Source organism: Pseudomonas sp. P5_B2 (genome assembly GCF_056400445.1).
Window position 1 is genome coordinate 21,435 of sequence record NZ_JBFULH010000001.1, and the last position, 26,019, is coordinate 47,453.

The following is a 26,019-nucleotide window of genomic DNA, read 5'->3' on the forward strand; positions in this document are numbered from 1 at the left end:
AGCAAAAAAACGTGGCCCATCATAGCCGCCCTTCCTTCGTTCAGGAAGGTGCAGATGATTGAGTCTCGCTATGGTGGTCCATGAGTTTGGGTATAGCCCAAGTCAGGTGGTGGCGGGAGCGACGAAGGCAATTCCTGTACGCATTGCCGCGTTTCGTACATGTTCGTGCATAGCTTTCTGCGCAGCGCCGGATGCCCGCCGGGTCAGCGCACGAAGGATTTTGCGGTGTTCCTGCCAGGTTTCCATGGCCCGCTCAGACCGGATGAACGGTAGCTTCTGGCTCTCCAGAAAGATCTCGGCGCTGGCGGTCAGGATGCTCAGCATTGCCTGATTCCCACTGGCCAGCAGGATGCGTCGGTGAAACTCGAAATCCAGCCGCGCTGCCGCCTCGAAGTCGCCGACCTTCAACTCGATGCGCATCGCTGCGACGTTGTCTTCCAGCACATCGAGCTCTTGAGTGCTCAGGGTCACCGCCGCCAAACCGGCGGCAAAACCCTCCAGGGCATAACGCAACTGGAAGATATCCAGCGGCGAGGCGTGTGCCGCGAATGGCCAGCTCACTGCGGGCTCGCCACGCGGCAGGTCCACCGGCGTCTGCACGAATACGCCTTTGCCAGGCTGGATACTGATTACACCCAGCGCACTCAGCGACGACAACGCCTCACGCAATGACGCCCGACTAACCCCCAGCTGCACCGCCAGGTCCCGTTGCGAGGGCAAGGCATCGCCCGACCCGAATCCTTGCTCGGTGATCAGTTTAAGAATGGCTTGCAGGGCCACTTCAGGAACGGCGCGGGAGATCGAATTCATGGTTTTTCATACGAACCAGGCCAATAAGCGATCAGTTGTAAAGCTAATCGCAACGCCCGGCAAGTCGTGCCCCATGGGGGTTCGGTCGTTTCCGGCGATGCGCTATCGGGGTGCGAAACACGACCTGACTGTTCAGACCAGTAAGACCGAACAACGCCAGTAAACCCGTGGTCTGCGCCCCCCAAAACCGACTCTTGGCATGACCCATGCTCTGTCGATCCGCAGAATTTACTTCTCGCCGATCCGGAGATTTTGCCATGACCCAGCGTTACAGAGCCCTCCTTGCCGCCCTGTTTGCCAGCCTGATGCTGAGCCAGGCGCCCGCCCACGCCGACGGTCTGGAGGATGTGGTTAAACGCGGCGTTCTCAAAGTCGCCGTGCCGCAGGACTTCCCGCCGTTCGGCTCGGTCGGCCCCGACATGAAACCGCGTGGCCTGGACATCGATACCGCGAAGCTGCTGGCCGAGCAGCTCAAGGTCAACCTCGAACTGACCCCGGTCAACAGCACCAACCGCATTCCCTTCCTGACCACCGGCAAGGTGGATCTGGTGATCTCCAGCCTCGGCAAGAACCCCGAGCGCGAGAAAGTCATCGACTTCTCCAGCGCCTACGCACCGTTCTACCTCGCGGTGTTTGGCCCGCCAGACGCCGACATCAAAAGCCTGGACGACCTCAAGGGCAAGACCATCAGCGTCACCCGTGGCGCCATCGAAGACATCGAACTGACCAAAGTGGCTCCCGAAGGCGTGACCATCAAGCGCTTCGAAGACAACAACTCGACCATTGCCGCCTACCTCGCGGGCCAGGTTGACCTGATCGCCAGCGGCAACGTGGTGATGGTGGCGATCAGCGAGAAAAACCCGAAACGCGTCCCCGCGCTGAAAGTGAAGCTCAAGGATTCGCCGGTCTACGTTGGCGTGAACAAGAACGAGCCGGCGCTGTTGGGCAAGGTCAACCAGATCCTCGCCACCGCGAAGACGGATGGCGCGCTGGAGAAAAACTCCCAAACCTGGCTCAAAGAACCGCTGCCGGCCGATCTCTGATTTTCGCCAAGGAGACTGAGCATGGCTTATCAGTTCGACTTTCTGCCGGTGGTACAAAACACCGACCTGTTGCTGCGCGGTGCGCTATTCACCCTTGAGCTGACGGCCGTCGGTGCCGTGCTTGGCGTGGGGCTTGGAATCGTCGGGGCGCTGGTGCGGGCGTGGAACATTCGCCCGTTCTCGGCGATTTTCGGGGTTTACGTCGAGCTGATCCGCAACACACCGTTTCTGGTGCAGTTGTTTTTCATCTTCTTCGGATTGCCATCCCTGGGCGTACAGATTTCAGAATGGCAGGCCGCCGTGCTGGCGATGGTGATCAACCTCGGCGCTTATTCCACCGAGATCATCCGTGCCGGCATCCAGGCGATTCCCCGGGGGCAGCTTGAAGCCGCAGCCGCCTTGGCGATGAATCGCTTCGAAGCGTTCCGCCACGTGGTCCTGCTGCCGGCCCTAGGCAAGGTGTGGCCGGCGCTGAGCAGCCAGATCATCATCGTCATGCTCGGTTCGGCCGTCTGCTCGCAGATCGCGACCGAAGAACTGAGTTTCGCCGCCAACTTCATTCAATCGCGCAACTTCCGCGCCTTTGAAACCTATGCCCTGACCACCCTGCTCTACCTGTGCATGGCGCTGTTGATCCGCCAATTGCTGAATTGGATCGGTCGCCGCTATATCGCCAGGAGTAGTCAATGAGCGATTTCACCTTTTGGGACGTCGTGCGCAACTTGCTCACCGGCCTGCAATGGACCCTGGCGCTGTCGCTGGTGGCGTTTATCGGCGGCGGGTTGATCGGCTTGCTGATTCTGGTCATGCGCATTTCGAAAAAGTCCCTGCCGCGCAGCTTTGCTCGCACTTACATCGAACTGTTCCAGGGCACGCCGCTGTTGATGCAGCTATTTTTGGTGTTCTTCGGCGTGGCGCTGGCCGGCGTGGACATTTCGTCGTGGATGGCCGCTGCGGTGGCCTTGACGCTGTTCACCAGTGCGTATCTGGCGGAGATCTGGCGCGGCTGCGTCGAATCGATTCCCAATGGCCAGTGGGAAGCCTCATCAAGCCTGGCGCTCAATCCACTGGAGCAACTGCGTTACGTGATCCTGCCGCAAGCACTGCGAATTGCCGTGGCGCCGACCGTGGGCTTCTCGGTGCAAGTGGTAAAAGGCACCGCCGTGACCTCCATCATCGGTTTCACCGAACTGACCAAAACCGGCGGCATGCTTGCCAACGCCACCTTCGAACCCTTCATGGTGTATGGCTTGGTTGCCCTCGGTTACTTCCTGCTCTGCTACCCCTTGTCCCTCAGCGCGCGCTACCTGGAAAGGAGACTGCATGCCTCTGCTTAGAATTTCCGCCCTGCATAAATATTACGGCGATCACCATGTACTCAAAGGCATCGACCTTAGCGTCGAGGAAGGCCAGGTGGTGGCGATCATCGGCCGTAGCGGCTCGGGAAAATCCACGTTATTGCGCACGCTGAACGGCCTGGAGTCGATCAACGACGGCGTGATCGAAGTCGACGGCGAATACCTTGACGCCGCCCGCGCGGACTTGCGCAGCCTGCGGCAGAAAGTCGGCATGGTGTTCCAGCAGTTCAACCTGTTCCCGCACCTGACCGTTGGCGAGAACGTCATGCTCGCGCCGCAAGTGGTGCAGAAAGTACCGAAAGCCAAAGCGGCCGAACTGGCGCGGGAGATGCTGGAACGCGTCGGGCTGGGGGAAAAGTTTGACGCCTTCCCCGACCGGCTGTCCGGCGGTCAACAACAGCGCGTGGCCATTGCCCGGGCGCTGGCGATGTCGCCCAAGGTGTTGCTGTGCGATGAGATCACCTCGGCGCTGGACCCTGAGCTGGTCAATGAAGTGCTGAGTGTGGTTCGGCAACTGGCCAGGGACGGGATGACGCTGATCATGGTCACCCATGAAATGCGCTTTGCCCGGGAGGTTGGGGATAAGTTGGTGTTCATGCATCAGGGCAAGGTGCATGAGGTGGGAGATCCAAAAGTGCTGTTCGCCAATCCGCAGACCGCCGAGCTGGCGAATTTCATTGGCTCCGTCGAGGCATGATCGTTCCCATGCTCCGCGTGGGAATGCCTCAACGGACGCTCCGCGTCCGCTTTTGGGACGCAGAGCGTCCCGGGCTGCATTCCCACGCAAAGCGTGGGAACGATCAGCTTTGAACACTGCGCGTTGGCGSCAGCCTKTGATCGTGGCASGATGTYGARGTTATCGACCGAGACCCCCTGACCATGCCGCWATCCCAAGCCAAGAATCTGTCCCTGATCGCCGCAATMGACCTRGGCTCCAACAGCTTYCACATGGTCGTGGCCAAGGCCCAGAACGGCGAGATCCGCATTCTCGAGCGTCTCGGGGAGAAGGTTCAGCTGGCCGCCGGCATCGACGAASAGCGCCATCTCAGCGAAGAATCCATGCAACGCGGGCTCGACTGCCTCAAGCGTTTTGCCCAACTGATCAACGGTATGCCYACAGGCGCCGTRCGYATCGTCGGCACCAACGCCCTGCGTGAGGCYCGWAACCGCGCCGAATTCATCCGYCGCGCCGAAGAMATCCTCGGCCACCCGGTAGAAGTCATCTCCGGYCGTGAAGAAGCGCGCCTGATCTAYCTCGGCGTGTCCCACACCCTCGCCGACACCCCGGGCAAACGCCTGGTGGCCGACATTGGCGGCGGCAGTACCGAATTCATCATTGGTCAGCGCTTYGAGCCGCTGCTGCGCGAAAGCCTGCAAATGGGCTGCGTCAGCTACACCCAGCGTTATTTCAAGGAYGGCAAGATCACCCCGGCCCGCTACGCCCAGGCGTACACCGCGGCRCGGCTGGAGATCATGAGCATYGARCAYGCCCTGCACCGCCTGACCTGGGATGAAGCCATCGGCTCCTCRGGCACCATCCGYGCCATYGGCYTGGCRCTGAARGCYGGCGGKCACGGCACKGGCGAGGTGAATGCCGARGGCCTGGCCTGGCTCAAACGCAARCTGATCAAGCTCGGCGACGTCGAGAAAATCGACTTCGACGGYATYAARCCCGACCGCCGGGCSATTTTYCCGGCRGGYCTGGCGATYCTMGARGCGATYTTCGACGCCCTYGAACTCAAGCGCATGGATCACTGCGATGGCGCCTTGCGTGAAGGCGTGCTCTACGACCTGCTGGGYCGYCATCATCACGARGACGTCCGTGAGCGCACGCTCAGCTCGTTGATGGAGCGTTATCACGTCGATCAGGAACAAGCGGTGCGAGTTGAACGCAAGGCACTGCATGCCTTCGATCAAGTCGCCAAGGACTGGGATCTGGATGACGGCGTCTGGCGTGAACTGCTCGGCTGGGCCGCCAAGGTCCACGAAGTGGGCCTGGACATCGCGCACTATCAGTACCACAAGCATGGCGCCTACCTGATCGAGCATTCGGACCTGGCCGGGTTCTCCCGCGAGGACCAGCTAATGCTGGCCTTGCTGGTACGTGGACACCGACGCAACATTCCCAAGGACAAATTCGCCGATTTCGGCGATGACGGCACCAAGCTGATTCGCCTGTGCGTATTGCTGCGCTTTGCGATCCTGTTCCATCACATCCGCGGTACCCAGCAAATGCCTCAGGTCGAACTGCGTGCCAATGGCAACAGCCTGGAAGTGCTTTTCCCGGATAAATGGCTGGACGACAACCAATTGACCCAGGCCGACTTCGCCATCGAAGCCGAATGGCTCACCCGCGTCGACATTGTCCTGAACGCTCGCTGAAACTGAAAAAGGCCTTCTTCGGAAGGCCTTTTTTATGCTCGCGATTCAGCAAACAACGCCCACAGGTTTTGCGTCTTATCGCACCGTCAGGATCGGGCTGCCCAAACGCTCCAGCAACGTGGCCTGCGCACTGCGCGGGTTCTGGTTGCCAGTCGGCGTGTTACGCACGTAACGACCGTCCGACTGCAAGCTCCAGCTGTGCGTGTTATCGCTGAGGTACAACTCCAGCTCTTTTTTGACCCGCACAATCAGCTTGCGGCCTTCCACCGGGAAGCAGGTCTCGACGCGCTTGTCGAGGTTGCGCTCCATCCAGTCAGCACTGGAGAGGAACATCTGTTCGTCGCCGCCATTGAGGAAGTAAAAGACCCGGGTGTGCTCCAGGAAGCGACCGATGATCGAGCGCACATGGATGTTGTGCGAAACGCCGGCGATGCCCGGACGCAGGCAGCACATGCCGCGCACTACCAGGTCGATACGCACCCCGGACTGACTGGCCTTGTACAGCGCACGGATGATCTTCGGATCGGTCAGCGAGTTGAACTTGGCAATGATGTGCGCCGGTTTGCCGTCGAGGGCGAACTGAGTCTCCCGGGCAATCATGTCGAGCATGCCCTTCTTCAGCGTAAACGGCGCATGCAGCAGCTTCTTCATGCGCAGGGTTTTACCCATGCCGATCAACTGGCTGAACAGTTTGCCGACGTCTTCGCACAAGGCATCGTCGGAGGTCAGCAGGCTGTAGTCGGTATAGAGGCGCGCGTTGCCGGCGTGATAGTTGCCCGTGCCCAAGTGCGCATAACGAACGATTTCGCCCGCCTCGCGACGCAGAATCAGCATCATCTTGGCGTGGGTCTTGAAACCGACCACGCCGTAAATCACCACCGCACCGGCCGCTTGCAGGCGGCTGGCCAGTTGCAGGTTGGATTCTTCGTCGAACCGTGCCCGCAATTCGATCACTGCCGTGACCTCTTTGCCGTTACGTGCCGCATCCACCAGCGCATCGACGATTTCCGAGTTGGCACCCGACCGGTACAGGGTCTGACGTACCGCCAACACGTGCGGGTCCTTGGCAGCCTGACGCAGCAGGTCGACCACCGGGGTAAACGATTCGAACGGGTGCAGCAGCAGAATGTCCTGCTTGCTGATCACACTGAAAATATTCTCGCTGTTTTGCAGCAGTTTCGGGATCTGCGGTGTGAACGGCAGGTATTGCAACTCGCGCTGGCTATCCAGGCCGGTAATGCTGAACAGACGTGTCAGGTTCACCGGACCGTTGACCTGATACAGCTCGGACTCGCTCAAGTTGAATTGCTTGAGCAGGTAGTCGGACAGGTGTTTCGGGCAGGTGTCAGCCACTTCCAGACGCACCGCGTCACCGTAACGACGCGAGAACAGTTCGCCACGCAGCGCGCGGGCCAGGTCTTCAACATCCTCGGAATCCAGCGCCAGGTCGGCGTTACGGGTCAGGCGGAACTGGTAGCAGCCCTTGACCTTCATGCCCTGGAACAGGTCATCGGCGTGGGCGTGAATCATCGACGACAGGAACACATAGTTGTCGCCGGCGCCGCCGACTTCTTCCGGCACCTTGATGACTCGCGGCAGTAAACGCGGCGCCGGAATAATCGCCAGACCGGAGTCGCGACCAAAAGCGTCGATGCCTTCGAGCTCGACGATGAAGTTGAGACTCTTGTTCACCAGCAACGGGAACGGGTGCGTCGGGTCGAGACCGATCGGGGTGATGATCGGCGCGATCTCGTCACGGAAATAACGGCGAACCCAGGTCTTGAGCTTGGTGGTCCAGTGACGGCGACGGATGAAGCGGACGTGATGTTTTTCCAGCTCCGGCAACAGAATGTCGTTGAGGATCGCGTACTGGCGGTCAACATGACCGTGCACCAGTTCGCTGATGCGGGCCAGGGCTTGATGCGGCTGCAGACCATCGGCGCCGGCTTGTTCACGAGCGAACGTGATCTGCTTCTTCAAGCCGGCCACACGAATTTCGAAGAACTCGTCCAGGTTGCTGGAGAAGATCAGCAGAAACTTCAGCCGCTCCAACAAGGGGTAGGATTCATCGAGCGCCTGTTCCAGCACGCGGATGTTGAACTGCAGTTGCGAGAGCTCGCGATGGATGTACAGGCTGCTGTCATCCAGTCCGGGAATGGCAATCGCCGGCGCCGGCGCCACGGTTTCGGCCACCACCACCGCGGGTGGAGCGGGCTCCAGCTCCGGCGGAGTTTCTGCGATTTGCTCGACCACAGGTTGAGCCTCTTTTACAGCAACTTCAGTGAGTCCTTCGGTATTCATGGAATGTTCCTGTGAGGGCTATTTTTGCTCTCGTAACAATTGAGCGGCACGGACGGCAAAGTAAGTCAGGATGCCATCGGCGCCTGCTCGTTTAAAAGCGGTCAAGGATTCGAGGATAACCCCTTCGCTCAACCAGCCATTCTGGATCGCCGCCATGTGCATGGCGTATTCGCCGCTGACTTGATAAACAAACGTCGGCACTTTGAATTCTTCTTTGACCCTGTAAAGGATGTCCAGATACGGCATGCCTGGCTTGACCATGACCATGTCCGCGCCTTCTGACAAGTCTGCCGCCACTTCGTGCAGGGCTTCGTTGCTGTTGGCCGGGTCCATCTGATAACTGGCCTTGTTGGCCTTGCCCAGATTCAACGCCGAACCGACCGCGTCGCGGAACGGACCATAGTAGGCGCTGGCGTATTTTGCCGAATAGGCCATGATGCGCACGTTGACGTGATCGGCCAGCTCCAGGGCTTCGCGGATGGCCTGGATGCGACCGTCCATCATGTCGGAAGGGGCCACCACCTGCGCGCCGGCTTCGGCGTGGGACAGGGCCTGCCTGACCAGCGCATCGACGGTAATGTCGTTCTGCACGTAGCCTTCTTCGTCGATGATGCCGTCCTGACCGTGGGTGGTAAACGGGTCCAGGGCAACGTCGGTAATGACCCCCAGCTCAGGGAACTGCGCCCGTAGAGCGCGGGTAGCGCGCTGGGCAATACCGTTGGGGTTCCAGGCTTCGGCGGCGTCCAGGGTCTTGAGCTCAGGTGGCGTGACCGGGAACAGTGCCAACGCCGGAATCCCCAGTTCGACCCACTTCGCGGCTTCTTCCAGCAACAAATCGATGGTCAGGCGTTCGACGCCCGGCATCGAGGCCACCGCCTCGCGACGGTATTCACCGTCCAGTACGAACACCGGCAGGATCAGGTCATCGACGCTCAAAACATTTTCACGGACCAGTCGACGTGAAAACTCATCACGACGGTTGCGGCGCAGGCGGGTGGCTGGAAACAGACGATTGGCGGGGGTAAAGCTCACGGCAGACTCCTGAGCTCGCGCTGACGGGCGAGCGTGACAGTTATAAGCGATCATTATGACTAACGCATTACAGTTATGTGCACCCTGTGACAGGTAGTCATATTCCATTGTCCTTGTAGGAAATGTTCACGTCGAGACACATTTGGACACTTTCATGAATGTTCACGGCAGGTTAGGCTGCGCGTTCATTTCGCCAGCATCCAGACAATGCTCCAACAATTTCTGCACGACTTTGGCTACTTTGCCCTGTTTCTCGGCACGTTCTTCGAAGGCGAAACCATCCTTGTGCTCGCCGGCTTCCTTGCGTTCCGCGGTTACATGGACATCAACCTGGTGGTGGTCGTGGCGTTCTTCGGCAGTTATGCCGGTGATCAGCTGTGGTACTTCATGGGGCGCAAGCATGGGCGCAAATTGCTGGCCCGCAAGCCGCGCTGGCAGATGATGGGTGATCGGGCGCTGGAGCACATTCGCAGGCACCCGGACATCTGGGTACTCAGCTTCCGTTTTGTCTACGGTTTGCGCACCGTGATGCCGGTAGCCATCGGCCTGTCGGGCTATCCGCCGGGACGTTATCTACTGCTGAACGGGATTGGTGCGGCGATCTGGGCGTCCGCACTGGCAGCAGCGGCCTATCACTTTGGCGCGGTGCTGGAAGGCATGCTCGGCAGCGTCAAGAAGTATGAACTGTGGGTGCTCGGCGCCTTGCTGGTCGTGGGCCTGGGTCTGTGGCTGCGTCGACGTTTCAAGAATGCCCGCCTGGCGAAGAAAGTCTACGCCGACGAACAAGCCCTGAAAGCCGCAAGGGTCAATGTCGAAGCGCCTAAGACGCCAAGCGAGTGAAACGGTTTCTGCAACAGTAGAGACCGATGACACTGAACAAGCTGTAACTGAGCAGGCCGACCCAGCCCAACGCGTCGGCCGGCCACAGCCCGACCACCGGCGCCAGCCATACCAGCGGCACGTTCGATGCCAGCCGCAGCCACTCCAGCTTCAACGCCCACGGGCAATTCTCCAGGGCCACGCCCAACGTAAACAGCCCCAGCACTACCGCACCCCAGCCGAGCACCAACGCGGCAGTTGGCAGGCTGCGTTCCAGGTTCATCAAGTAGCTGCCCAGCGCGATGTAGGCGCAAAACTGCAACACCACATACAGTTGCTGGCGGCTGTCGAGCGGCACCTCGAATTTACGGAACAGGCTCAAGTCAGGCTTGCTTGTCGGAAACCTGGCCGCCACATCCGCCGGACGCCAACCGGTGCGCATGAACCAGATCCGCAGCTTGTCCCATTTGCTCTCGGCCCGCCGCGCGTCATCCCACAACTGCGCATAGAACTGCACGTTGGCCCACAGCGGATTCCAGCTCGCCAACGGCGTGGTCACCCCGAAAATCACCGGTTCATTGTCGTCTTCTTCCTGAAACGAGCCAAATAGACGGTCCCAAATAATGAACACCCCACCGTAGTTGCGATCCATGTAGAGAGCGTTCTGCGCATGGTGAGCCCGATGATTGGATGGCGTCACGAAGAACCATTCGAACCAGCCGAGTTTGGGAATGTGCTGGGTGTGCACCCAGAACTGATACAGCAGATTCAGCGCCGCCACGCTGACGAACACCAGCAGCGGTACGCCGAACACAGCCATCGGCAGGTAAAAAATCCAGCTCAGCAGGAAGCCGGTGCTGGTCTGGCGCAACGCCGTGGACAGGTTGTACTCCTCGCTCTGGTGATGCACCGAGTGTGCGGCCCAGAGAATATTGCGCTCATGGCCCATGCGGTGCAGCCAGTAGTAGCAGAAATCGTAGAGGACAAAGGCAAACACCCAGACCCAAACGCTGTCGGCAGAAAGCTCGAAAAGCGCCATATGTTCAAGGGCAAACGCATAAGTCACCAGCCCGACACCCTTGGTCAACAGGCCCGTGGTGGTCGAGAGCACGCCGGTGCTCAAGCTGTTGATCGCATCGGCTACACGGTAATTGCTGACTCCGCGCCAACGATCGGCCAGCAGCTCCACGGCAATCAGCACAAAGAAAAACGGCACCGCATACAGAATGAAGTCCATGACGCGCCCTGATCGGATCTTGAGAACTGATGCTAGGTGTAACCGCGAATTTACCCTATGGCAACGAGCGTCAAATTAGTGGACATTTAACGCCATGAATCTGGAGAACAACACATGAGCAAAAAAATTGCAGTGATCCTTTCCGGCTGTGGCGTGTACGACGGCGCCGAGATCCACGAAAGCGTGATTACCCTGCTGAGACTGGACCAGCGTGGCGCTCAGGTGCAGTGCTTTGCCCCGAACATCGCGCAATTGCATGTGATCAACCACCTGACCGGCGAACAAATGCCTGAATCGCGCAATGTACTGGTGGAATCGGCGCGGATCGCCCGGGGCAACATCAAGGATATTCGCGAGGCCGATGTCGACGACTTCGACGCGCTGATCGTTCCCGGTGGATTTGGCTCGGCCAAGAATCTGTCGAACTTTGCGGTTGAAGGCGCGGGTTGCACCGTGCAGCCGGATGTCCTGGCGCTGACCGAAGCCTTCGCCGAAGCCGGGAAGCCTGTCGGCTTGATGTGTATCTCACCGGCGCTGGCGGCGAAGATCTATGGCCCGGGGGTGAACTGCACCATCGGCAACGACGCCGAGACCGCCGCGACCATGAACAAAATGGGAGCGACCCACACCGATTGCGCCGTGACCGAAATCGTCGAAGACCGGGCCCGAAAACTGGTGAGTACGCCGGCGTACATGCTGGCGCAATCGATTAGTGAGGCCGCTTCCGGTATCAACAAAATGGTCGACCGCGTCCTTGAGCTAACACACGAAAACGACGCCTGACACAGTTCAAATGTGGGAGCGAGCCTGCTCGCGATAGCGCCAGCACATCCAGCATCAATGTGACTGAAAGACCGCTATCGCGAGCAGGCTCGCTCCCACAGGGATCAGCGCAAGGCTCAGGGTTTGCGGGTCAGCCGGGTAAGTATCCGGTCCAGCGAATTGGCAAACGCTTGTTTCTCTCGTTCGCCAAACGGTGCCGGTCCACCGCCCATCTGCCCCTGCTCACGCAGGTCGGTGAACAGATTGCGCACCGCGAGCCGGTCGCCCATGTTCTGCGCATCGAACTCCTTGCCTCGCGGGTCCAGTGCGGCCACGCCCTTCTTCACCAGACGGTCCGCCAGCGGCACGTCGCTGCAAATCACCAGCTCACCCGGCACCGCATGCTCCACCAGGTAATCATCTGCGGCGTCCGGGCCACTCGGCACTACGATCAACTTCACCAGCGCCAGCCCCGGCTTGATCTGGGGCTGCCCCGCTACCAGCACCACTTCGTACTGGCGCTTGAGGGCGAACTTAACCACCAGATCCTTGGCTGCCCGAGGGCAGGCGTCGGCGTCGATCCAGACACGCATCATGTTTTCCTCTTCCAAAAAAATCGCGAGCAGGCTCGCTCCCACAGAATACACATCATCCTTGTGGGAGCGAGCCTACTCGCGATTATGAGCGCAGCGAATGCTGTTTAAGAAACCTGCACCCGCTGCTTCTCCGCCATCCAACTACGACCATACAGCACAACAATCGCAATGATCGCCACCGCCTGAGCGCTCAGCGAATACGCATCCGCATGAATGCCCAGCCAGTCAAATTCGAAAAACGGCACCGGCCGGATGCCGAAGATCCCGGCTTCTTGCAACGCTTTCACGCCATGCCCGGCGAACACCACCGACAGCGCACACAGCAGACCGGCGTTAATGCTGAAAAACAACGACAGCGGCAATTTCGCCGAACCGCGCAGGATCACCCACGCCAGTCCCACTAACAACAGCAGCGCCGTGGCACCGCCGGCCAGCACGGCGTTGTGCCCCGCAGGCCCGGCCTGCAGCCACAAGGTTTCGTAGAACAGAATCACTTCAAACAATTCGCGATACACCGAGAAGAACGCCAGGATCGCAAAGCCGAAACGTCCGCCGCCGCCCACCAGGCTGCTTTTGATGTAATCCTGCCACGCCGCCGCATGGCGACGGTCGTGCATCCACACGCCGAGCCAAAGCACCATGACCGAGGCAAACAGTGCCGTCGCGCCTTCCAGCAGTTCGCGCTGCGAACCACTGACATCGATCACGTACGCCGCCAGGGCCCAGGTCGCCAGACCGGCCACCAGTGCCAGCCCCCAGCCGACGTTGACGCTGCGCACCGCCGATTGCTGGCCGGTGTTGCGCAGAAACGCCAGGATCGCCGCCAGTACCAGAATGGCTTCCAGGCCTTCACGCAGCAAAATCAGCAAACCGGAGATATAGCTCAGGGTCCAACTCAGGCCATCACTGCCCAGCAGGTCAGCGGATTCCTTCAACTTTGCCTTGGCCGTGTCCAGACGCTGCTGGGCTTGGGCCACCGGCAAACCGTCCTGCAACGACTGACGGTAAGCCATCAGCGATTTTTCAGTGTCTTTGCGCACGTTGGCATCGACGTTGTCCAGGGAGCTTTCGACCAGCTCGAAGCCTTCCAGATACGCCGCGACTGAAAGGTCATAGGCCTGATCGTGATCACCGGCACGGTAGGCGGCGATGCTCTTGTCCAGGGTAGCGGCGGTGTAATCAAGCAACTGCGCCGGGCCACGCTTGACCTGCGGCGGTTGCGCCCGCTGCGCACGGAACGTGGCGGCGGCTTGTAGACCGTCCGCGGCCTGCACTTCGGCCGGAGTCTGACGCCCGAGGTCGRCAATGTTGTAGGTCGTGTCGGATTTTGCAGCGGCCGGATCGGCGCTGAAGCTGGCGATGTATGTGGCCAGGTCCCAGCGCTGACGATCATCAAGCTGATCGGCGAAAGCCGGCATGTCGGTGCCTTCGATACCCTGGCCCAAGGTGCTGTAGAGCGCGTAGAGGCTCAGATGATCCAGGCGTGTCGTATCACGCAGATTGGACGGTGGCGGCGTCAGGCCGACACCCGCCGGACCATCGCCAGCCCCCGTATCGCCGTGGCACACCGAACAATGCTGGGCATACAACGGCCCACCACGGGTCGGATCCGGGGTAATGATGGGTGCTTGGCTGACTTCATAAGTCACGGCCAGTTTCGCGCCAAGTTGGCGCGCCTGACGGGCCACGTCCGCACCGTCTTGACGGCCTGCAATGGCGCTGGCCAGCGAACTGACGCCCTGCTCCAGCCCGGCCTTTTCCTGCTTGGCCGGCATCGCACCGATCAAGCCTTGCAAGGCTTTGATGGATTCCCGCTGTTCGAGGTATTCGGTTTCATCGATCACCTTGCCCGCTTGCACGGTTTGCGGGTAATCCGCGCTGATGTAATCGAGCAAATGCAGCGCTTGCGGCGCACCTTCCACGGTGTCGGCCAGCAGATTGGAACTGCATAAGGCAAACAGCGGTAGCACCAGCCAGGCCAGAAAACGGGACGGGGCAGTCATGAATGAATCTCAATTGGTAATACGAAGTAACACATTGTTCCCTCCCAATGACTTTCACTCAAGCTTTGTTCGCAAGCGCCGCTGGCTCTGAGCTGTTTCAGACATGAAAAAGGCGACCTCCTGGGTCGCCTTTTTTGCACCTGAGCGCGTTTAAACCGCAGCTTTACGCAACGTCGCCATGAACGCCGCCGCGCCGATAAACAACCCGGCAAAGGTGCGGTTCATGCGTTTTTGCTGCGCGGGTGTGCGCAACAGTCGCAGCACCTTGGAAGCCAGCCCGGTGTAACCCGCCATGACGATCAAGTCGACGCAGATCATGGTTACGCCAATGATCAAGTACTGGGCCAGCAATGGCGCATGTGGGTTAATGAACTGTGGCAATACCGCGAGCATGAACACCAGCGCCTTGGGGTTGCTGATGTTGACCAGGAAACCACGGAACACCAGCGCCATCGGCTTGCCAATCTGACGCACTGCCGCCTCATCGCTCATGTCGCTGGGCAGCGCACGCCATTGCTTGATGGCCAAGTAGACCAGGTACGCCACGCCGAACCATTTGATCGCATAGAAGGCCGATGCTGAAGCCGTGAGAATCGCGCCCACACCGGCGCCGACAATCGCGATCTGCACCGCCAGGCCCAATTGCAGGCCCAGGGCATTCCAGTAACCGCGCCAGAAACCGTACTGCAGACCGCTGGACATAGACGCAATGGCGCCGGCACCGGGAGACAGACTGATCACCCAGCAGGCGGCAAAAAACGCCAGCCATGTTTGAAGCTCCATTGCACACCTCGACTCAGACTCGTGACAGACGTCTAAGCTAATGCGGGTTTGGGCGGATGACTACTGGTTTTTCTTAGATGGGGGGATAGGGCCGACCAGCGTTTACAGCTTTAGGCCCCCTTCGCGAGCAAGCCCGCTCCCACACTTGATCAGTGTTGTTCCACATGTTGTGTCCACCGAAAATTCAATGTGGGAGCGGGCTTGCTCGCGAAAGCGGCTTGTCAGCCGACAGAGAACCTACTTTTCAAACCCGCTCGAAGGGAATACATCACTCCCCCGCCAGCGCCGAACCGAGCGCTGGAAGAACAGGCTGTTAGGCACCTGAACCATCGCACTGCCGGTCCCGAGTTCTTCCGCTTCGATCAACGTGGTGTAGAGCAGATTGATCGCCACCACCCGACCTTTGACGCCGGGCTTATCAGTGGTGTCCACCAACTCGACCACGTCGCCGAGGCGAAACGGGCCGACGGTGAAGATCAGGATCGCGCACAGCAAGTTGGAGAGCACGCTCCACATGGCGAAGAACGCCACCGCCGCCACCGCGACGAAGCCGGACAGTGCGGTCCAGAGCACCGTGGCCGACACCCCGAGGCGTTCAAGCACGAAAATCAGCGCGCTGCCCATGATCAGCCAGCGCAGCCCGCCTCGCAGCGGCATCAGCAACTGCGGCGGAAACGGATAACGCTCGCCCAGCCGGGTCAGACCCTTGGCAACGAAACGCTGGGCGAAATAACCGGCCAGCAGAATCAGCAGGATTTGCACGACGAGCCAGAGGGGTTCGATCCACACCGCCGGCAACGGCAGCTTGAACGCCTCCATCAAGACAGCGCCTCCAGCTCCGCCTGCATGCTTTCCAGCAACTCCAGCGCTTCCATCCAGGATTCTTCCAGTTCGGCTTCACGCACCTTCAGCTTGGCCTGCTCGGCCAGCAGATCGCGCAGATCATTCTTGCGCGCCGGTTCGTAGATATCGCTGTCGCCAAGGCTGGCATCGATCTTCGCAAGCTTCTCGTGCAGCTTGCCCAGTTCGGCTTCCAGCTTGTCAGCTTCACGCTTGTGCGGCGCCAGTTGCTGACGCAACGCAGCAGCGGCCTGGCGCTGGGCTTTCTTGTCGGTCTTGTCCGGATTGACCGGCGTGTTGCTGACCGGTGCATTGCGCTGGCGATAGTCGACCAGCCAACGGGCGTAGTCTTCCAGGTCGCCGTCGAACTCTTCGACCTTGCCGTCCGCGACCAGATAGAAATTGTCCGTGGTGCTTTTGAGCAAATGACGATCGTGGGAGACCACCAGCACCGCACCACTGAATTCCTGTAGCGCCATGGTCAGCGCCAGACGCATTTCCAGGTCCAGGTGGTTGGTCGGTTCGTCGAGCAACAGCAGGTTAGGCCGATCCCAAGCAATCAACGCCAGGGCCAGACGGGCCTTTTCGCCACCGGAGAAATTCAGCACCGGCTCATCGATGCGCGCACCACGGAAGTCGAAACCGCCGAGGAAGTCGCGCAGGGTCTGTTCACGCTCGGTTGGGGCGAGACGTTGCAGGTGCAGCAACGGGCTGGCCTTGGCGTCGAGAGAGTCCAGTTGATGCTGGGCGAAGTAACCCACGACGGTGTTCTCGCCACGGGTCAGACGACCCGCCAGTGGTTCGAGCTCACCGGCGAGGTTTTTGATCAAGGTCGATTTACCGGCGCCGTTCGGGCCGAGCAAACCGATGCGCGCGCCGGGGGTCAGTTGCAGCTTGACCTTCTCCAGCACGGTTTTGTCGCCGTAACCCAAACGGGCATCGGACAGATCGATCAGCGGGCTGGAGATCTTCTGCGATTCACGGAAAACGAAATCGAACGGCGAATCGACGTGGGCGGCGGACAATTCTTCCATCCGCTCCAGCGCCTTGATCCGGCTCTGGGCCTGACGGGCCTTGGTGGCCTGGGCCTTGAAGCGGGCGATGTAGCTTTCCATGTGCGCACGTTGAACTTGCTGCTTCTCGTACGCCTGCTGTTGCTGGGCCAGACGTTCGGCGCGGGCGCGTTCGAAAGCGCTATAACCACCGCGATACAGCGTGATCTTGCGTTGATCGACGTGAGCCACGTGATCGACCACGGCATCGAGGAAATCCCGGTCGTGGGAAATCAGCAACAAAGTGCCGGGATAACTTTTGAGCCATTCTTCGAGCCAGATGATGGCATCGAGGTCCAAGTGGTTGGTCGGTTCATCGAGCAGCAACAGGTCCGAGGGGCACATCAAAGCCTGCGCCAGGTTCAGACGCATCCGCCAGCCACCAGAGAAATCCCCTACCGGGCGATCCATCTGCTCGTTAGTGAACCCCAGGCCGGCCAGCAGTTTGCGGGCCCGAGCGTCGGCGGTGTAACCGTCGGCGCTGTCGAGTTCCGAGTGCAGGCGGGCCTGAGCGGCACCGTCATGCGCCGCTTCGGCTGCGGCGAGGTCGCGTTGCACCTCACGCAGTGGCAGGTCGCCATCGAGCACGTAGTCGACCGCCAGACGTTCGAGGGTCTCGATTTCCTGACGCATGTGGGCGATGCGCCAGTCAGCCGGCAGGAAGCAGTCACCCGAGTCCGGGTGCAGTTCGCCCCGGATCAAAGCGAACAGGCTCGATTTGCCGGCGCCGTTGGCACCGATGAGGCCGGCTTTGTGGCCGGCGTGCAGGGTCAGCTCGGCGTCTTCTAGCAGACGTTGCGGGCCACGCTGTAAAGTCAGGTTCTGAAGTCGAATCATAATGGCGGCGGAGTCTACCAGCTTCGCTCGCAACTAGCGCGAGTAGCACTATGTCCTCTGACCTGTGGAGCTTTTCCCTGACGACTTACGCCCGTCCCGGCGTTGAACGCGCTTGCCTGCAATTGCAGTCGGCAGGCGTCAATGTGTGTTTGCTGCTCTGTGGATCGTGGCTGGGGCAACGTGGCGTGGCCTGCAATGAACAGCGATTAAAGCGGCTGCGCGCCGTGGCACAACCTTGGGATGCGGATGTCGTGCAACCGCTGCGCGCGTTGCGGATGCAATGGAAAGCTTGCGCAACTGAGGATGCAGAGCTGAAAAAGTTGCGCGAACAAGTAAAGGCACTGGAGCTGGAAGCCGAACGGCATCTGTTAGTGCGACTGGAGCGATCGGCGCAGAGTTGGCCGCAGGGTGAGGCGACCGATCTAACGGCCTGGCTGGAAGGTGTGGCGGCAGGCGCCGCCAACCTGGACCGCGACACGCTGCATCAGCTGCGCGTCGCGGTAACCGGCACTTAGGAAGCGCTGGTTGGGGTGGTTGCTGCGATCGATGCGGCGGCCGGCGTTGGCGCTGGCGTGGCTGTCGAAGTGGCTGCTGCTAAAGCAGACGTCGCTACCGGAGCCGGGTTGGCTGTCTTGGCAACTGGCGCGGCGGCCGGCTTGGCAACGGCAGGTTTTGCAGCAGCAGGTTTGGCTGCAGGCTTGGTCGCTGGTTTTGCAGCGGCAGGTTTGGCTGCAGGCTTGGTCGCTGGTTTTGCAGCGGCAGGTTTGGCTGCTGGCTTAACTGCGGCTGGCTTGGCGGCAGCAGCGGGTTTCGCGGCAGCAGTTCTGGCAGCCGGTTTAGCAGCAGGTTTGGCTGCAGTTTTCACAGCGGGTTTAGCCGCCGGTTTGGCTGCAGTTTTTACAGCTGGTTTAGCAGCAGGCTTGGCAGCGGCGGTTCTCGCAGCGGCTGGCTTGGCGGCAGGTTTCGCAGCAGCTGTTTTAGCGGCTGGCTTCGCAGCGGGTTTGGCTGCTGCGGTTCTTACTGCAGCGGGCTTGGCAGCAGGCGATTTTGCAGCCGGCTTGGCGGCAGCGGTTCTCGCAGCGGCTGGCTTGGCGGCAGGTTTCGCAGCAGCTGTTTTAGCAGCAGGTTTAGCCGGTGCTTTTGCAGCTGCAGGTTTGGCAGCGGTTTTCTTGGCAGGTGTCGTAGCAGGCTTGGCCGCACGCAGGGACAACGCCTTGCTGACAGCCTCTTGTACACGACCGACGCCCTGGGCCAGTTTCAGGCTTTCTTGAGCATCGCGCTTGAGTTGCAGAATGTAGGTGCGGGTTTCCGATTGACGATCCTTGAGGGCATCGAGCAATTCCTCAAGTTCATTCACCGCGCCCTTGGCTTTGGCTTGTGCCTTGGCCTTGCCGGCCGCCGCGGCGTCCTGCAATTTGGTACGGGACTTGTGCAATTTTTCCTGCGCTTTTCCGCGCTGTTTTTCCAGTTTGGCGAGCAGCTTTTCAGCATCAGCCAAAGCTTGTGAGCAGGCGTTTTCCAAATGTTCGAGCAAGCTGCCCGAGAGTTGTTGGAGTAAGTGCAACGGGGTATTTACAGGCTTCTTGGTGGCCGACATGGTTTACCTCCTGGCTGACGTGGGTGCGGCTCATACTAGACCTCTGCTGCTACCGCCGCTAGGGCATGTTGACAGTATCGAAAGCGCTGCGTTGCAACGGATCGAAAATCTTCTGTACTTGCGCAAAACCAGATCACCTTTATGCGCATTCACACTGGCATAATTCACCGCATCTCAGGCCGGAGTGTGCCCATGTCGCGCTACCTTTTTTTATCGCTGTGCGTGTTTTTTTCGGTGGCTCAAGCCGACGAAAAAACCTCTGCAAATAACGCTCACGATCTTGCCTACAGTCTGGGGGCGAGTCTCGGCGAACGCCTGCGCCAAGAGGTTCCCGACTTGCAACTTCAGGCACTGCTGGAAGGTTTGCAACAAGCGTATCAAGGCAAGCCCCTGGCCTTGAAAGACGAGCAGATCGACCAGATCCTGGCGGAGCATGAAACCCGGATCGCCGAGCAACCGGCGCTACCGCAAAGCGAAGCCGCACTCGAAAATGAGCATCGCTTTCTCACCGAGGAAAAAGCCAAACCGGGTGTTCGCGAATTGGCAGACGGGGTTTTGCTGACCGAGTTGATACCCGGCACGGGGACCAAGGCCGGCCCTGATGGCAAAGTCCAGGTTTTGTATGTCGGGCGCTTGCCGGATGGCACGGTGTTCGATCAGAACAGTCAGCCGCAGTGGTTCAGTCTCGATAGCGTGATCAGCGGCTGGCGCAGCGCGCTGCAAAACATGCCCGTGGGTGCGAAATGGCGCCTGGTGATTCCATCGTCTCAGGCCTATGGTGCGGAGGGTGCCGGCGACCTGATCGCACCGTTCACACCGCTGGTATTTGAAGTCGAATTGCGCGGCGCCACCAGCTGAATCACAGGCACAAAAAACGGCGCGCATAGCGCACCGTTTTTTGCTTTCAGGAAGAGATTCAGGCCTGAACCGAATCTTCTTCCTTGTGAGCCGTGTGCAACACTTCGATCAGGCAATCTTCCAGCTCGAAGCGTTCGTGCAACAGGCCACCCAATTCCTTGAATTTCTCCGCGACGCACTTGCCTGCATCACACAGGTCGTTGAACGCCAGCAGCTTCTCGGTGATGACATCGATGCGCGGGTAGATGGTCTCGGCCAGTTCCAGACCACGCTTGTCGTYGAAGGCCTTGGCCTCCCCCGTCAACTGCTCGTAGATCTCGAAGTGTCCGGCAGACACGTAATCGACCAGCACGCCGCAGAATTCCTGCAACGGCTTGCGGTTTTCGCCGAGAGCCTCTGGCTTGGCGCCGAGAGCATCGTAGGCTCGAACCAGCTCGTGACGTTCCTGCAACCAACGATCGATCAGCAGATGCACTCCACCCCAACGTTCCTGAGCATTCTGACAACTTTCGAGCATGGTGATCTCTCTTCCCTTGTGGGTCATGCTGCCCTACACCTGTCGCACACTTGAAGGTCTAGTACCGGTCAGGCAGAGCGCCATCGAGCAACATAATTCCAATGACACGTGCGGGCCAGATTATGCCCGCGCGGCTGTGGCTTCAAGGTACGCAGCAGATAAAGTTCATACAAGTGTTTAATCGCTCAACTGCACCCGGTGCGACGACTTGCCGCTGAGCGGTCGCTCACACGCAAGCCAGACGATGTGCAGTAATTGATAAATCCCCAGAATGGTCATCGCAACAAAGAGCAGCAGACTCCACTCCGGAACGCTCAGGTCGAATAACGTCCAGGAAATCTCGGCACAATCGGCATCCCCTTGGAACATCTGCGTGACTTGGCATAACCAGGGCATGTTCTCGTAGGCCGCTTCCAGGTTGGGCGGGCACGTCAATAGCTGATGCAAAGGATCACTCTGCAACAAAACCTGTCGCCACGCGGTGATCGTGCCCGCGAGGCTGCAGAAAAATCCGAGCAACCAATACAGGAATGATCCAAAGCGTCCAGGCCCCTGCACGGAGGCTGTCAGGCAGATACCCGTTAGCAACGCCAGGCAAAACCGCTGCAAAAGGCACAAGCCGCAAGGTCTGAGTCCGACCGCATATTCCAGGTAAAAGGAGATACCCAAGGCCAGGGAACCTGTAATGAAAATCATGAAAAACAAGGAGCGTGAGCAGGCCAAAGACATGGCTTTTCCGTACCAGTAGAGACAGGTGGTTACGGTAGAGGAAAGCGCGCCAGCCTTTCAAGGCAGCGAGGCACGGACACTTCACCAGAAGTGTAGGGAATTCCCGACAGCATCGAGAGGATTTGATGTAGTCCTCTGTAGGACAGAGCCGACCAGGGACTACAAAGCTAAACACATGACGCGTTTCGAGCGCCAGAAAACGCCTCCCCACCCTTGTAGCAGCTGGCGCAGCCTGCGTCCGGCCGCGCAGCGGCCGCCATAAAGTCAACGCGGTCGACCTGGCAAACCGAAGTGCCTGATTTTACGACTGCTGTGCAGCTGGACGCAGGCTGCTACACACCGGCTTCAGGCGTGAGCCAGCGCTGGAAGCGGTGCGGCCAACAGGCGTTCATCGAGCATGCCGAGGCCCTCTTGAAACAGCTGATTACTGCGCTCGGTGTCCCCCAGTTGCGCCAGCAAGCGTGCCAATTCGGCACAGGCTTCCGGATTGCGCTGAACCCGCAGGCTGCTTTCCAGATAATCTCGAGCCTTGCCCCACAAGCTGTTTTGCAGACACAAGCGACCCAGTGTCAACAACAGGCTTGGGTCGCCCGGATGACCTTTGAGCCAGCCCTCGGCAGTCTGTAGCTGCCGAGCTGGATCACTGCCGCGAACCAGCCCATAAAGTCGCGCCAGATGGCTGTCGTAATTGCGCTTGAGGGCCGTTCGCAGCACCTCTTCCGCTTCGATCTGCGCGCCCAGTTGCCGCAGCTGCTCGGCATAGGCCAGCACCAGTTGAGGTTCCTGACGCTGGGCAGAGGTGAGCTGCTGCCAGGCGCGACTGAGCGATTGCAAACCGACCTTGCCGTCTTCTTCCTGGTGCGCCGCCAGCGACAGGTTTTCACCCCACGCACGTCGCTCCAGTTCGGCCAGTTCGGCGGGCGGCAGGACTTTATCCTTGCGCAGCTCGGGCAACAGTCGAATCACCGCCGACCAGTCACCCCGCTGCTGAAGCAGGCGCTGTAACTGGCGCAACATCTGGGCGTTATGGGGATGACGTTCGTGCATGACCTGAAGCGTTGCCAAGGCGCTGTCGGTGTCGCCGCGATCGGTCTGCAATTGTGCGTGATTCAAGGCAATCGCCAATTCGGCCTGCGGCTGGCGCTCGAGGGCACGCTCCAGCAAGTTGTCGCTTTCTTCGTAATGACCTTGTTCGTTTGCAGCACGAGCAGCGCCCAGGTAATAAAGCAATGGCTGACGCTCAGCTTCAGCAGCACGCTGTAAATGACGCTGCGCACTCGCCCAGCGACCTTCTGCCAGATCCAGCTGACCGTGCTCGATCGCCACTTGCACCCGCCGACTACGATTACGGCGGGACCAGGGATTGACCACCCCGCTGGAGGTCATCACCAGCTCAACCAGCACCTTGATGCCCCAAAACAGTAGCCATAGCACCGCGACCAATGCCAGGGTCGCCCACAGGCTCGATTCGTAACGAAAGCTCTTGTAGGAAATCAGCACGTAACCGGCATGCTCGGCGATCGCCAATCCCAGCGCGGCAGCAGCGGCGATCACCAGGAACATGATCACATAGAGGCGTTTCATGGCGTTGCCTCCTGCACGGTACCAGCGGCGGGTTTAGCCATCGGTTTGATCGAGTCTTCGGCGTTGACGTTACGTCGTTCCAGATAACCCTGGACGGCGCTCAGCGTGGCGGTCAGATCCGGCGTCACAACCGTAACCCGTTGCTTGCTCAATTCACCCACCTGCTCGAGCATCACTTTGCTCTGAGGGTTGTCAGGGTTGAAATTGCCGGTCAGAACGTCCCGCGCCTCCGCCAGCGCCTGGGTGTAAACCGCGGCCTGGCCATTGAGCGCAGCCCATTGCGCCTGCTCCAGCGCCAGGCTCAAGGCCAGACGCACCTGGCTCAGGCTCTGCCCGGCCAACAGTGGCCGAACATTCTTGTCAGCATTGAAGTCGATGCGGATGTAGTGGGAGATCTGATCCCACCATTGCGCCCAACGACTGGCACCGTCGCCATCGGCGGTCAGGCCCAACAGCGAATCACCCCGGTCCTTGTACTCAGGCGCCAACTCGGTCAGGTCGATCACCTGATCACGCAGAGCGCCCAGTCGCAGGAACAACCCGGTACGATCCGGCTGCTCGGTGCTGCGCAGCGCCACCAGCGTTTTTGCCACTTGCTCACGTGCGGCGAAGGAGCCGGGATCATTCTGCTCACGAAGAATGTCGTCGGCACCCTGCACCAGCGCCTCGGCGCTGCTGATGTCCTGCAATGCAGAGAGACGCAGGCTGGCCAGACGCAGCAAGTGCTCGGCCTCGGCCAGACGCCAGTCCTTGCGACTGGCACCGAGAACGGTTTCCAGGCGCTGGCTCAGGCGTTGTTGATCGCCCTGCAACTGCGTCACCAGGCGGCTGCGCGCTTCCAGCTCATCAACGGCAGGCAACTGCTCCAGGCGTGCGCTAATGCGCTGCTCATTGAGCTTGAGGTTTTGCGCTTGATCGTTCAGCGCCTGCACCTGAGCCAGTTGCTGCTGGGTATTGGCCTGCAGGTGACGCACCTGCCAGACGCCCCAACCACCCACTGCAACACCGGCAGCGCCGAGCAACAGCGCAACGATTGCCAGCCCATTGCCTCGGCGCTGCACGGCGGCAGGCGGCGCAGTTTCATCCGGAATTTCAACCTGTGCATCGAGCACTGGCTGGACGTCATCTTTAGGCAAGGCAGTTTCGCTCACGTATCCATCCTTTGCATTAGAGAACGGGTTCGGGAAGCTCCCGTAACGCCGTCAGCAAAGCCGCGGCACTGGCGCCGCGACAATCCACAACTGTTTGGGCCCCGGCAGCCCGTGCCAACTCGGCGACCCTGGGGCTTGGAACAAACAACGGCAACCGCGCCAATTGTGGCCAGGCAGCGCCGGCCAGTTGATGCAGATGCTCAAAACCTTGCCCACTGCTGACCACCAGCCCGTTCAAGCGTTCCGCTTCGATCCGGTCAAGCAGGGCCGTCGGTGGGTAGTGAGGCACGCCGCGGCGGTACAACTCCAGATACTCGACACTAGCACCAAGCTCGCGCAAACGCTCAGCCAGGAGCTCGCGCCCGCCCTCCCCACGCATGATTAGCACCCGCGCATGCGGTTGGGTGATCACCGCGCGCAAACCGGGAAGCTCAAGCAAGGCTTCACTGTCATCGCCTTCGGCCGGAAAAGACGCGTCCAGCCCGCTGTCTTCAAGGATTTGCGCGGTGGCGGCGCCCACACTGAACCACTTCAGCGCAGGGGGTTGCGGCCAATAACGGCTGACCAGCTCGACGCCGATTCTGGCCGCGGGCTTACTGACCACGATCACTGCGCAAAACCGATCCAACGTCTGAATTGCGGCGCACATTGTGTCAGAGACTGGAATCGGCTCGATTTCCAAAAGCGGCAAGCGGCTGCTGAAAATCCCCGCTTGCGCCAGAACATCACTCAGCGCCGCGGACTCATCCGCAGGGCGCGTCAGCAGCAAACGCCACCCCGTCACTCGTGACCTGCCTCGCCATAGACCGCTTTCAGAATATCGTCAGCGCCCTGGCTCAAAAGGTCCTCGGCCACTTGTACGCCCAAGGTTTCGGCGTCGGCGCGTGGCGCGCGGGCCTCTGCACTGAGCAACAGACCGCCACTTGGATCTCCGACCAGGCCACGCAACCAGATCTGCTCGCCTTCCAGCACTGCGTAGCAGGCGATCGGCACCTGACAACCACCATTCAGATGTTTGTTAAGTGCACGTTCGGCGGTCACGCGAGTGGCGGTGTCCTGATGATGCAGCGGCGCCAACAAGGCATGAATTTCGCTGTCTGCCGTGCGGCACTCGATACCCACTGCGCCCTGCCCACCGGCCGGCAAGCTGTCGTCAACGCTGATCGCCGAGGTAATACGCTCTTCGAAGCCCAGGCGAATCAGGCCGGCGGAGGCAAGGATGATAGCGTCGTATTCACCGGCATCAAGCTTGGCCAGGCGAGTGTTTACGTTGCCGCGCAGGAAGCGGATATTCAGGTCCGGACGGCGGGTCAGCAGTTGGGCCTGACGGCGCAGGCTGGAGGTGCCGACGATGCTGCCTTGTGGCAACTCATCCAGGCTGGCGTAGGTGTTGGAAACGAAAGCATCGCGCGGGTCTTCGCGCTCGCAGATGCAAAACAGACCGAGGCCTTCAGGGAAGTCCATCGGCACGTCTTTCATGGAGTGCACAGCGATGTCGGCTTCGTTCTCCAGCAGCGCGGTTTCCAGTTCTTTGACGAACAGGCCTTTGCCGCCGATTTTCGACAGTGGCGAGTCCAACAGCTTGTCGCCGCGACTGACCATGGGCACCAAGGTCACGAGCAGACCGGGATGGTCCTCCTCCAGACGGGCTTTGACGTATTCGGCCTGCCATAGAGCCAGGGCACTTTTGCGGGTGGCGATGCGGATTTCGCGAGTGGACATGGATCA

The 26,019-nt window shown here is 60.0% G+C and carries 25 protein-coding genes; 9 read left to right on the forward strand and 16 right to left on the reverse strand.

Features of this window, described 5'->3' with window-relative positions; genetic code table 11:
• Positions 1 to 102 precede the first annotated feature (102 nt).
• Positions 103 to 810, reverse strand: coding sequence for a FadR/GntR family transcriptional regulator (locus AC1DRJ_RS00125; protein ID WP_477800242.1), 708 nt, complete (start codon positions 808 to 810; stop codon positions 103 to 105).
• 257 nt (positions 811 to 1,067) lie between these two features.
• Between AC1DRJ_RS00125 and AC1DRJ_RS00130 the strand changes: the two genes are divergently transcribed.
• The 5 genes from AC1DRJ_RS00130 (at position 1,068) to ppx (ending at position 5,593) form a co-directional block, all read left to right on the forward strand.
• On the forward strand, positions 1,068 to 1,853 hold the full coding sequence (locus AC1DRJ_RS00130) for a transporter substrate-binding domain-containing protein (protein WP_477800243.1): 786 nt from the start codon (positions 1,068 to 1,070) through the stop codon (positions 1,851 to 1,853).
• Positions 1,854 to 1,874: 21 nt separating this feature from the next.
• On the forward strand, positions 1,875 to 2,543 hold the full coding sequence (locus AC1DRJ_RS00135; protein ID WP_477800244.1) for an amino acid ABC transporter permease: 669 nt from the start codon (positions 1,875 to 1,877) through the stop codon (positions 2,541 to 2,543).
• On the forward strand, positions 2,540 to 3,190 hold the full coding sequence (locus tag AC1DRJ_RS00140; protein WP_477800245.1) for an amino acid ABC transporter permease: 651 nt from the start codon (positions 2,540 to 2,542) through the stop codon (positions 3,188 to 3,190). Before AC1DRJ_RS00135 ends, AC1DRJ_RS00140 begins: the two co-directional genes overlap by 4 nt.
• Positions 3,177 to 3,908: an amino acid ABC transporter ATP-binding protein gene (locus tag AC1DRJ_RS00145; protein ID WP_477800246.1), complete on the forward strand. Its 732-nt coding sequence runs from the start codon at positions 3,177 to 3,179 to the stop codon at positions 3,906 to 3,908. The genes AC1DRJ_RS00140 and AC1DRJ_RS00145 overlap by 14 nt, the downstream gene beginning before the upstream one ends.
• A gap of 182 nt (positions 3,909 to 4,090) precedes the next feature.
• On the forward strand, positions 4,091 to 5,593 hold the full coding sequence (gene ppx / locus AC1DRJ_RS00150) for an exopolyphosphatase (RefSeq protein WP_477800247.1): 1,503 nt from the start codon (positions 4,091 to 4,093) through the stop codon (positions 5,591 to 5,593).
• A 75-nt stretch (positions 5,594 to 5,668) separates the two neighbouring features.
• Here the strand turns inward: ppx and ppk1 are convergent, their stop codons facing one another.
• Both ppk1 and hemB read right to left on the reverse strand, forming a co-directional pair.
• On the reverse strand, positions 5,669 to 7,894 hold the full coding sequence (ppk1, locus tag AC1DRJ_RS00155) for a polyphosphate kinase 1 (RefSeq protein ID WP_477800248.1): 2,226 nt from the start codon (positions 7,892 to 7,894) through the stop codon (positions 5,669 to 5,671).
• An 18-nt stretch (positions 7,895 to 7,912) separates the two neighbouring features.
• Positions 7,913 to 8,926, reverse strand: coding sequence for a porphobilinogen synthase (gene hemB, locus AC1DRJ_RS00160; RefSeq protein ID WP_477800249.1), 1,014 nt, complete (start codon positions 8,924 to 8,926; stop codon positions 7,913 to 7,915).
• Between the two features lie 207 nt (positions 8,927 to 9,133).
• Between hemB and AC1DRJ_RS00165 the strand changes: the two genes are divergently transcribed.
• Positions 9,134 to 9,766, forward strand: coding sequence for a DedA family protein (locus AC1DRJ_RS00165; RefSeq protein ID WP_477800250.1), 633 nt, complete (start codon positions 9,134 to 9,136; stop codon positions 9,764 to 9,766).
• Here AC1DRJ_RS00165 and AC1DRJ_RS00170 read toward each other — a convergent pair.
• Positions 9,747 to 10,982: a sterol desaturase family protein gene (locus tag AC1DRJ_RS00170; RefSeq protein ID WP_477800251.1), complete on the reverse strand. Its 1,236-nt coding sequence runs from the start codon at positions 10,980 to 10,982 to the stop codon at positions 9,747 to 9,749. The two genes, AC1DRJ_RS00165 and AC1DRJ_RS00170, sit on opposite strands and share 20 nt — an antisense overlap.
• A 114-nt stretch (positions 10,983 to 11,096) precedes the next feature.
• On the opposite strand from AC1DRJ_RS00170, the gene elbB reads away from it, so the two are divergent.
• Positions 11,097 to 11,765, forward strand: a complete 669-nt coding sequence (gene elbB, locus AC1DRJ_RS00175) for an isoprenoid biosynthesis glyoxalase ElbB (protein ID WP_477800252.1) — start codon at positions 11,097 to 11,099, stop codon at positions 11,763 to 11,765.
• A gap of 116 nt (positions 11,766 to 11,881) precedes the next feature.
• On the opposite strand, the gene AC1DRJ_RS00180 is transcribed toward elbB, so the two are convergent.
• From AC1DRJ_RS00180 to AC1DRJ_RS00200, 5 genes are all read right to left on the reverse strand, one after another.
• Entirely contained in the window at positions 11,882 to 12,337 is a 456-nt protein-coding gene (locus AC1DRJ_RS00180; RefSeq protein ID WP_477800300.1) for a YaiI/YqxD family protein, read from the reverse strand.
• A gap of 107 nt (positions 12,338 to 12,444) precedes the next feature.
• Positions 12,445 to 14,343, reverse strand: a complete 1,899-nt coding sequence (locus AC1DRJ_RS00185; protein WP_477800253.1) for an FTR1 family protein — start codon at positions 14,341 to 14,343, stop codon at positions 12,445 to 12,447.
• A 150-nt stretch (positions 14,344 to 14,493) separates the two neighbouring features.
• Entirely contained in the window at positions 14,494 to 15,126 is a 633-nt protein-coding gene (locus tag AC1DRJ_RS00190) for a LysE family transporter (protein WP_477800254.1), read from the reverse strand.
• 237 nt (positions 15,127 to 15,363) lie between these two features.
• On the reverse strand, positions 15,364 to 15,945 hold the full coding sequence (locus AC1DRJ_RS00195) for a mechanosensitive ion channel domain-containing protein (RefSeq protein WP_477800255.1): 582 nt from the start codon (positions 15,943 to 15,945) through the stop codon (positions 15,364 to 15,366).
• Positions 15,945 to 17,855: an ATP-binding cassette domain-containing protein gene (locus AC1DRJ_RS00200; RefSeq protein WP_477800256.1), complete on the reverse strand. Its 1,911-nt coding sequence runs from the start codon at positions 17,853 to 17,855 to the stop codon at positions 15,945 to 15,947. Before AC1DRJ_RS00200 ends, AC1DRJ_RS00195 begins: the two co-directional genes overlap by 1 nt.
• A gap of 50 nt (positions 17,856 to 17,905) precedes the next feature.
• Between AC1DRJ_RS00200 and AC1DRJ_RS00205 the strand changes: the two genes are divergently transcribed.
• Positions 17,906 to 18,370 (forward strand): TIGR02444 family protein, encoded by a 465-nt coding sequence (locus AC1DRJ_RS00205; protein WP_477800257.1) that lies wholly within the window; start codon positions 17,906 to 17,908, stop codon positions 18,368 to 18,370.
• On the opposite strand, the gene AC1DRJ_RS00210 is transcribed toward AC1DRJ_RS00205, so the two are convergent.
• Complete coding sequence (locus tag AC1DRJ_RS00210; RefSeq protein ID WP_477800258.1) at positions 18,367 to 19,452, reverse strand: AlgP family protein; 1,086 nt, start codon at positions 19,450 to 19,452, stop codon at positions 18,367 to 18,369. The two genes, AC1DRJ_RS00205 and AC1DRJ_RS00210, sit on opposite strands and share 4 nt — an antisense overlap.
• A 192-nt stretch (positions 19,453 to 19,644) precedes the next feature.
• On the opposite strand from AC1DRJ_RS00210, the gene AC1DRJ_RS00215 reads away from it, so the two are divergent.
• Positions 19,645 to 20,310 (forward strand): FKBP-type peptidyl-prolyl cis-trans isomerase, encoded by a 666-nt coding sequence (locus AC1DRJ_RS00215; protein ID WP_477800259.1) that lies wholly within the window; start codon positions 19,645 to 19,647, stop codon positions 20,308 to 20,310.
• 58 nt (positions 20,311 to 20,368) lie between these two features.
• Here the strand turns inward: AC1DRJ_RS00215 and rsd are convergent, their stop codons facing one another.
• The 6 genes from rsd to hemC all read right to left on the reverse strand — a co-directional run bounded on the left by rsd (position 20,369) and on the right by hemC (position 26,013).
• On the reverse strand, positions 20,369 to 20,827 hold the full coding sequence (rsd, locus tag AC1DRJ_RS00220) for a sigma D regulator (protein WP_477800301.1): 459 nt from the start codon (positions 20,825 to 20,827) through the stop codon (positions 20,369 to 20,371).
• Between the two features lie 177 nt (positions 20,828 to 21,004).
• Positions 21,005 to 21,556, reverse strand: a complete 552-nt coding sequence (locus AC1DRJ_RS00225; protein WP_477800260.1) for a disulfide bond formation protein B — start codon at positions 21,554 to 21,556, stop codon at positions 21,005 to 21,007.
• A 345-nt stretch (positions 21,557 to 21,901) separates the two neighbouring features.
• Positions 21,902 to 23,140 carry a heme biosynthesis HemY N-terminal domain-containing protein gene (locus AC1DRJ_RS00230; protein ID WP_477800261.1) on the reverse strand — a complete coding sequence of 413 codons (1,239 nt, stop codon included), beginning with the start codon at positions 23,138 to 23,140 and terminating at the stop codon, positions 21,902 to 21,904.
• Positions 23,137 to 24,291, reverse strand: coding sequence for a uroporphyrinogen-III C-methyltransferase (locus AC1DRJ_RS00235; protein ID WP_477800262.1), 1,155 nt, complete (start codon positions 24,289 to 24,291; stop codon positions 23,137 to 23,139). The genes AC1DRJ_RS00230 and AC1DRJ_RS00235 overlap by 4 nt, the downstream gene beginning before the upstream one ends.
• Before the next feature lie 16 nt (positions 24,292 to 24,307).
• A complete protein-coding gene (locus AC1DRJ_RS00240; protein ID WP_477800263.1) occupies positions 24,308 to 25,075 on the reverse strand; it encodes a uroporphyrinogen-III synthase in 768 nt (255 codons plus the stop codon).
• Positions 25,072 to 26,013, reverse strand: coding sequence for a hydroxymethylbilane synthase (gene hemC / locus AC1DRJ_RS00245; protein WP_477800264.1), 942 nt, complete (start codon positions 26,011 to 26,013; stop codon positions 25,072 to 25,074). The genes AC1DRJ_RS00240 and hemC overlap by 4 nt, the downstream gene beginning before the upstream one ends.
• Positions 26,014 to 26,019 lie beyond the last annotated feature (6 nt).